This window comes from Mycobacterium sp. (genome assembly GCF_052145595.1).
Classification (GTDB): domain Bacteria; phylum Actinomycetota; class Actinomycetes; order Mycobacteriales; family Mycobacteriaceae; genus Mycobacterium.
In genome coordinates, this window is sequence record NZ_JBKQOI010000083.1 from 1 (window position 1) to 6363 (window position 6363).

Consider the following 6363-nt stretch of genomic DNA (forward strand, 5'->3'; position numbering starts at 1 on the left):
CCCTACCCGAGGTGCCCGAGTCGGATGTGGCCGACCGGCTGGGTGGGTGGCCGGACGTGCCGGACATCGCCCTGGTCGTGGACTGGATCGAGTTCGGCCAGCTGCTCCGCCAAGCCTTGGGGTGGGAGACCTACCCCGAGTGGCCTAGCCAGCCAGCCAACCACTAACCCCCCAGACATCCGCCCCGGAGCCCACACCCCCGGGGCGGGTCAACGACAACGCTTATCCACGCAATCGGGGACTTCGGTGGGTTCCCAACGAAGTCAGCGCCCGCTGACCTGCGGCCCCCCGGGTATTTCCATTTAGTAATTGCTCAGGCAGCTCCTGAACGTGGGGTCCAGCACGGATGCATCGACGTCGGTGGTATCTGAATGCGACTCACCTGTCAACGATGTCGAGGACTCAGACACCTCCAAGCGCGCTGACTCCGGCTGTTCAGCGGCGGCCGGTGGCCGGGGCGAGGCGGGCCATCCCGCGCATGATCCACGGTGTCCGCCTCGCGATCACCTCCACGGCGCGGTCCGAGCGGCGCATCGCGGTCCGACGGCCAGGGGTGGGTATTGAGGCCAGCTCCGCCTCGGCCGATCCCGCCCGCGGGCCGTGGCGATTGACCGCCAGCAGTTGCCAGGTGCCGGGCACGCCACGCAGCTCGACGCTGCCGCGGTCCTCGAAGCCGGTGCCCGAGCCGACCACCAGGTCACGCACGGTGCGGGAGACGAGGATTTCGCCCGCGCCGGCCTGGCCGCAGATCCGCGCCGCGATGTGTACCGCGATCCCCCCGATGTCCGCATCCAGCAGTTCGCACTCGCCGGTGTGGATGCCGGCGCGGATCTCGATGCCCAGCGTCTCGGCCTCAGCACGCAGGGCCTCGGCGCAGCGGATGGCCTGCGTCGGCCCGTCGAACGTGGCGAGATACCCGTCGCCGGTGCTCTTGACCACCGTGCCGCCGAAGCGTTGCGTGAGGTCGGCGGTGATCTCACCAAAGCGATGCAGCACCGCACGCCACCGCTGATCGCCCACGGCCGCGGCGTGTTGGGTCGAGGCGACCATGTCGGTGAACAACACGGTGCGCAGGGCGCGGTGTGTCTGCGCCGGTGCGGCATGGCTGCCGGTGAGGAACTCCTCGATCTCGGTCAGGATCCGGTCGGGCTCGGTGAACCAGGGCGCGTGGTCGGCGCCGTCGACCTCGAGGTACCGCGCGCCGGGAATGTGGTCGGCGAGGTAGCGGCCGCCCTGCACCGGGGCGGTGTCCTCGCGGGCATGGATGACGAGGGTGGGCGCGCTGATCGTCGGCAGGATCGGCCGCACGTCGATCCGGAAGTTCGATTCCACTGTCGCTCGCAGCATCCCCGGGCTGGCGCACATGCGCTCGACCATGGCGAGCTGGCGTACCGACCGGACCGACGGGAAAAAAACCTTCGCTGTTGCACCGCTGCCCCACGCCGAGCGGGCGGCGCGGCCCATTTCCTGCATGCGGGCGATCTGCTTCGTCGACGGCGTGTAGTCCTCACCCAGCTCGGGTACGAGGCGCGCCCGCAGCTCGGCCGGGTCGCGATCCAAGTCGTCCCAGCTGGCGCCGGGCAGGCCCGAGAACGAGCCGTAAAGGATCAGCGCCCGGGTTCGCTCCGGTCGTTTTGCCGCAAACACGATGGCCTGCGGGCCGCCCTCACTCATACCGAAGAGGACGGGCTTTCCAAAGCCGACGGCGTCCATGACGGCCTCGATCTCGGCCGCTCGATCCTCGAGCAAACGAACTTTCGGGATGGGGTCCGACAGCCCGACCCCAGCCTTGTCGAACACGAGGACCCGACAGAACGTGGCGAGCCGCTCGAAGAAGGCCTTAAATTCGGGCATGGCCCAGAACAGCTCGACGTGGCTGACCATTGGCCCGACGAAGACGAGCTCGACGGGCCCGTCGCCGAACACCTGATACGCCAGGCTGAGATCGCCGCACTTGGCGTACAACGTGTCTGCCATGGCATGAGCGTACTGGTGATCCCACCGTTCGCCGGGGCACCAGTGATAGTCCGTCCGGTATTTCCAGTTAGTGATTGCTCAGGCAATTAGCCCGGCTTGAGGCTCGGCTACGACTTTCTCGATTCGCGCGAGCGAGGCCGAGCAGACGCAGAATCGCACTATTCGAGCCCGCGAAGTGCGATTCTGCGTCTGCTCGCCGTTAGACATAGCTACACAGCCCAGCGCGCCTGGAGCGTCGGCGGTTTGCGGAACACCAGACCTCGCGGCGCATTGGGATGGTCGGGGTCGAGCCGCAGCCCAGGCAAGCGGTCCAGGAGTCGACCGACCGCGATCGTGGTTTCCGTCCTGGCGAGCTGTGCGCCCAGGCAAAAATGTGGACCCTGCGCGAAGGCAAGGTTGAGCTTGGCGTTAGCACGCCGGATGTCGAACCGGTCGGGGTCGCTGAACACGAGCGGATCTCGGTTGGCGCCGGCGATCGATACGCTGACCAGATCGCCGCGCTGAATCCGACCGCCCCCCAGCTCGACATCGCGTGTCGCGTAGCGGTCGACGACCGCGGCGGCCGGCTCCAACCGGATCGACTCCTCGATCGCGTTGGGCAGAAGATCGGCGTGGTCACGCACAAGCGCGAGCGTCCCGGTGTCACCCAGCAGATGCCGGACAGCGTTGAGAATCATGCCCTCCGTCGTGTCGATACCGCCGAACATCAACACCGCCGCGTTTGACGCGACCTCGTCCTGGCTCAGCCCTTCCGGCGCCCGCGCGGCCTCCCTCAGCAGCGAGGGTCCGTCGGTAGAGCCGAGAGTCCGTGTGACGGCGGCCCGCAGCCGGGCGAACGCATCCGCGCCCGCCGCGGTGACCGGCCTGCCGGCGGTCACCTCGGATACCGCCGCCACGATCGAGGCGTACCAGGACAACACCGTGTCGACATTGACATCGCGCAGCCCGAGCGCCTCGGTGACCACCGCCACCGCGAGCGGACCGGCGAACTCGCGCCGTAGCTCGGCGCTGCCGGCGGGCCGCATAGCCGGGATCAACCGATCGGCCTCCGTCTCGACGAACCCGGCGAACCGATCCTGTACCCCCGCCGGGCGGAACGGATGCGCGAATGGCTCCCGGTGGCGCGTGTGGTCCGCGCCGTCGAGCGAGAGCATGCTCGCGCCGACCACCCGGGAAGTGGAGAACCGGGGATCGTCGACGGTGAAGGTGGTGGAATCCCGCATCACCCTCACCGCGAGGTCGTACCGAGTGACCAACCACCCGCCCCGGACGGCGAGCCACGACACCGGTTCGGCCGTTCGCAGCCGTGCTAGCAGCGGGTGCGGATCCGCCTGCAGCTCACGCAGGGTCGCGCCGCGCCCGATCGGGAACTTTTCGATAGCCACTTCGTAGTCATGATCGCGCGGCTTCACCGTTGCGGGCTCGAGATTGAGTCCGTCGGAGAGTTTGAAACCGGTTTACCGGTGCTGGCCCGACTCAGCGCCGCTGCGCTGCGCAGAAGTGCCCGTCTCGTCAGTGGACCGCTTCAGACCGGATGACACCACGAGGACCGACAGGACGATGGCCACCAGGAAGAGTGCCAGGACATCTCCCCACAAATGGCCCATATGGTCGCCACGGAAGGATTGCATCGCCATGATCGCGCCGTGCACAACACTGGACCACACCGCGAACCAGATCAAGCTGAGGTTTGCTGCGGGGTGGCGCGCCGCGTTGATTAGGAAGACTCCCAATGTCGCGTAGACGCCCACAATCATCATGAAGTAGTCAGACTCGTAAGGCGCGCCGTGATGCCATGCCCACCCCGCCGGCCAGACCAGCGCGAGGGGATAAACAAGGAGCATGATGACGCCAAATACGACGAGTGCGAGTTGCAGAAGTTTATATGGAGAAGACATTTCGCGCCTCCGACAGTGTGCATGCTGCTGAGCATTCTAGTGCGTTTTGGTACCGGGAAATAGGGTGTCGCAGCAGCGCTCAACCCTCCGCGCCGACAACACCAGGGGGCGACGTGCACCTTCTTCAACGGTCAGCAGTACCTCTGCGTTGGGTTTGGGAATCCATCCGCCGCGCGTCGCCGTCCTCGACCCGGCAGACTCAAGGCACGACGCCTTCGAACACGAAAAGAGGACGACTATGAGCATGGCCTATCTCGCGCAACCAGAGCAGCAGCAGCAACTGGAATGGATCGATGGCGGCACACTGGCGATCCTGCTTGACGGCAAGGCTACTAACGGCCAGTTGATGATCGGACGCTTCGATGTCAGCCAGGGCGAAGCGCCGCCCTACCACAAGCACACGCGCGAGGATGAGGTGTTCATGCTGATCAAGGGCACCGCTCTGGTCTGGTGCGATGACCAGGAGATGGAGCTGTCCGAGGGCGGAATCGTCTACTTACCCAAGGGTATTCCACATGGGTACCGCATCACTTCCCGTAAGGCTGATCTGCTGATGATTAACACCCCGGCAGGAATCGAAGGCATGTTCCGCTATGCCGGTCGGGATAAGTCAGCGCCGCGCCCGGACGGCTTTGAGATCCCGACGGAGCGTTTCGCCGAAGCAGCGCAGCAGTTCGGGAACGTTATCCTTGGTCCACCGCGCTGACCGACTCAATGACCTCGGCAGAGCCAAACTTTTTGTGACGCAAGGGACAACGCCCAGCTATGGCATCACCGCTGCAGCCGGCGGGCGACCTCGCCATACCGCTGGAAGCGCTCCTCATCACCCAGGGCGTTGTAGAGGACGATTCGCGTGGCGATTCCGTCGTACTTCTCGGCGAGCGCGTCGGCCAGGCCGTCCCACGTCGATTCGGTGGCGAACCTGGCGATGTGCTCGTCGGTGATCTGGGCCGCCATGCCCTTGAAGTCGCCGGCCTTCTGCTTCTCGCGGATGCGGGCGGTCGTGCCCTCGAACCCGGCCTGGTCCCAGATGAACGCGTAGTTGGGGGTGCTTCCGTAGAAGGACATGCTGGCCCGCACGAGTTCTCGTTCCTTGTGGCGCTCTTCGTCGCTGTCGCCGACGATCGTCATCGCCGGCACGATCACGGCGATGTCCGACGGTGAGCGGTGCGCGGTCTCCGCGCCTTCGGCGATGTTCGGCAGGACGTGACGTTTCAGGTAGCCGGGCTCACCGAGCGGATGGACGTGCACCCCGTCGGCCACCTGACCCGCCATGCGCAGCATCCACGGATTCACCGCCGCGATATCCACCTTGGGATCGGGTGCGTCGATGGGTCCCGGGCTCCACTGCGGCGTGATGAAGTCGAGGTCGTAGAAGTCGCCGTGGTGATCGAGCGTCCCCGTCCGGAACGCCGAGAAGCACGCCTTCACCGCCAGCACGTAGTCGCGCAGCCGTGGGCCGGGACGTTCGAATTCCATGCCGTAGCGGCGCACTACGTGCGTGCGAACCTGCGTGCCCAGGCCCAGCCGGAATTTCCCGCCGGTCGCCTCCTGAAGTTCCCACGCCGCGGCCGCCGTGACGAAGGGACTGCGCGGAAAGGCGACGGCGACACCGGTGGACAGCTCGAGTCCGGGAGCGGCCTGCGAGGCCACGGCGGCGCCGAGATAGGCGGTGCGGCCGGTCTCGGTGATCAGCATTCCGGAGAACCCCGCCGCCTGGGTACGCCGGGCCAGGTCGCCGACCTGCCCCAGCGGTTGCGGGACCATCATCACGTCGACGTGCACGGCGCAACAGTACGCCTTGGGGCTCAGGCTTCCGCTGAGAACAGAACGTCCGGGTTGAGGATGCCCGCCGGGTCGAAGCTCTGCTTGATGCGGCGCATCAGGTCGACCTTGACCGGGTCTTCGAGATGCAGGAAGTAAGGGGTTTTGGCGCGGCCAAGGCCGTGTTCGCCGGAGATCGCGCCACCCAATTCCATTGCGAGCGCGAAGATGTCGGTCATCAGCTTCTTCTTTTTCGCCGGGTCCTTGCAAATGATGGCCAGGTGCACGTTGCCGTCGCCGGCGTGCCCGCAGCCGGCCGCACCACCGCCCGCGGCGACGGCCAGATCGCGCGCTGCCGCAAGGAACTTCGGCATCGCGTCGCGTGGCACTACGGTGTCGATGATGTCGTCGGCGCCGATCGCCTTTGCCGTCCAAAACGCCTTCTCGCGCGCCTCGATCAGCTTGCGTGCCGCGGCCCCTTCGAGCACATAGACGTCGACGGCACCCAACTCGCCGAGCAATTCGCCGGCCCGTTCGGCATCTTCGTCCAGTCGGTCTGCCGTCCGGTTCTCAAGGGCCACAACGAGATACGCCTGGCAGCTGTCGCGGATCTTGTCGGGAATGCCCAGCTCCAGGTGCTGGGTGTGGATGAGGCCGGCCATCGTCAAGTTGTCGATGTATTCCAGGATGTAGGGCCCGAGCCCGCTGGCCAGGATCTTGGGCA

The 6363-nt window shown here is 66.2% G+C and carries 6 protein-coding genes; 1 reads left to right on the forward strand and 5 read right to left on the reverse strand.

What is annotated here, in order from left to right; translation table 11 throughout:
• Positions 1-435 precede the first annotated feature (435 nt).
• The 3 genes from ACLP4W_RS06960 to ACLP4W_RS06970 form a co-directional block, all read right to left on the reverse strand.
• Positions 436-1977 carry an adenylate/guanylate cyclase domain-containing protein gene (locus ACLP4W_RS06960; protein ID WP_442385415.1) on the reverse strand — a complete coding sequence of 514 codons (1542 nt, stop codon included), beginning with the start codon at positions 1975-1977 and terminating at the stop codon, positions 436-438.
• A gap of 209 nt (positions 1978-2186) precedes the next feature.
• Complete coding sequence (locus ACLP4W_RS06965; protein WP_442385416.1) at positions 2187-3362, reverse strand: cytochrome P450; 1176 nt, start codon at positions 3360-3362, stop codon at positions 2187-2189.
• A 72-nt stretch (positions 3363-3434) separates the two neighbouring features.
• Entirely contained in the window at positions 3435-3875 is a 441-nt protein-coding gene (locus ACLP4W_RS06970; RefSeq protein ID WP_442385417.1) for a DUF6632 domain-containing protein, read from the reverse strand.
• A 238-nt stretch (positions 3876-4113) separates the two neighbouring features.
• Here ACLP4W_RS06970 and ACLP4W_RS06975 point away from each other — a divergent pair, with 238 nt between their 5' ends.
• Positions 4114-4581 carry a cupin domain-containing protein gene (locus tag ACLP4W_RS06975; RefSeq protein ID WP_442385418.1) on the forward strand — a complete coding sequence of 156 codons (468 nt, stop codon included), beginning with the start codon at positions 4114-4116 and terminating at the stop codon, positions 4579-4581.
• A gap of 65 nt (positions 4582-4646) precedes the next feature.
• Here ACLP4W_RS06975 and ACLP4W_RS06980 read toward each other — a convergent pair whose 3' ends face one another.
• Together ACLP4W_RS06980 and ACLP4W_RS06985 are read right to left on the reverse strand one after the other, a co-directional pair.
• On the reverse strand, positions 4647-5660 hold the full coding sequence (locus tag ACLP4W_RS06980; RefSeq protein ID WP_442385419.1) for a TIGR03617 family F420-dependent LLM class oxidoreductase: 1014 nt from the start codon (positions 5658-5660) through the stop codon (positions 4647-4649).
• 23 nt (positions 5661-5683) lie between these two features.
• The coding region (locus ACLP4W_RS06985) for an FAD-linked oxidase C-terminal domain-containing protein (protein ID WP_442385420.1) at positions 5684-6363 on the reverse strand (680 nt) is incomplete at its 5' end.

Coding starts and splice junctions, on each gene's coding strand:
- ACLP4W_RS06960 (WP_442385415.1), bottom strand. CDS start 1,977: ATGGCAGACACGTTGTACGCCAAGTGCGGCGATCTCAGCCTGGCGTAT.
- ACLP4W_RS06975 (WP_442385418.1), top strand. CDS start 4,114: ATGAGCATGGCCTATCTCGCGCAACCAGAGCAGCAGCAGCAACTGGAA.
- ACLP4W_RS06970 (WP_442385417.1), bottom strand. CDS start 3,875: ATGTCTTCTCCATATAAACTTCTGCAACTCGCACTCGTCGTATTTGGC.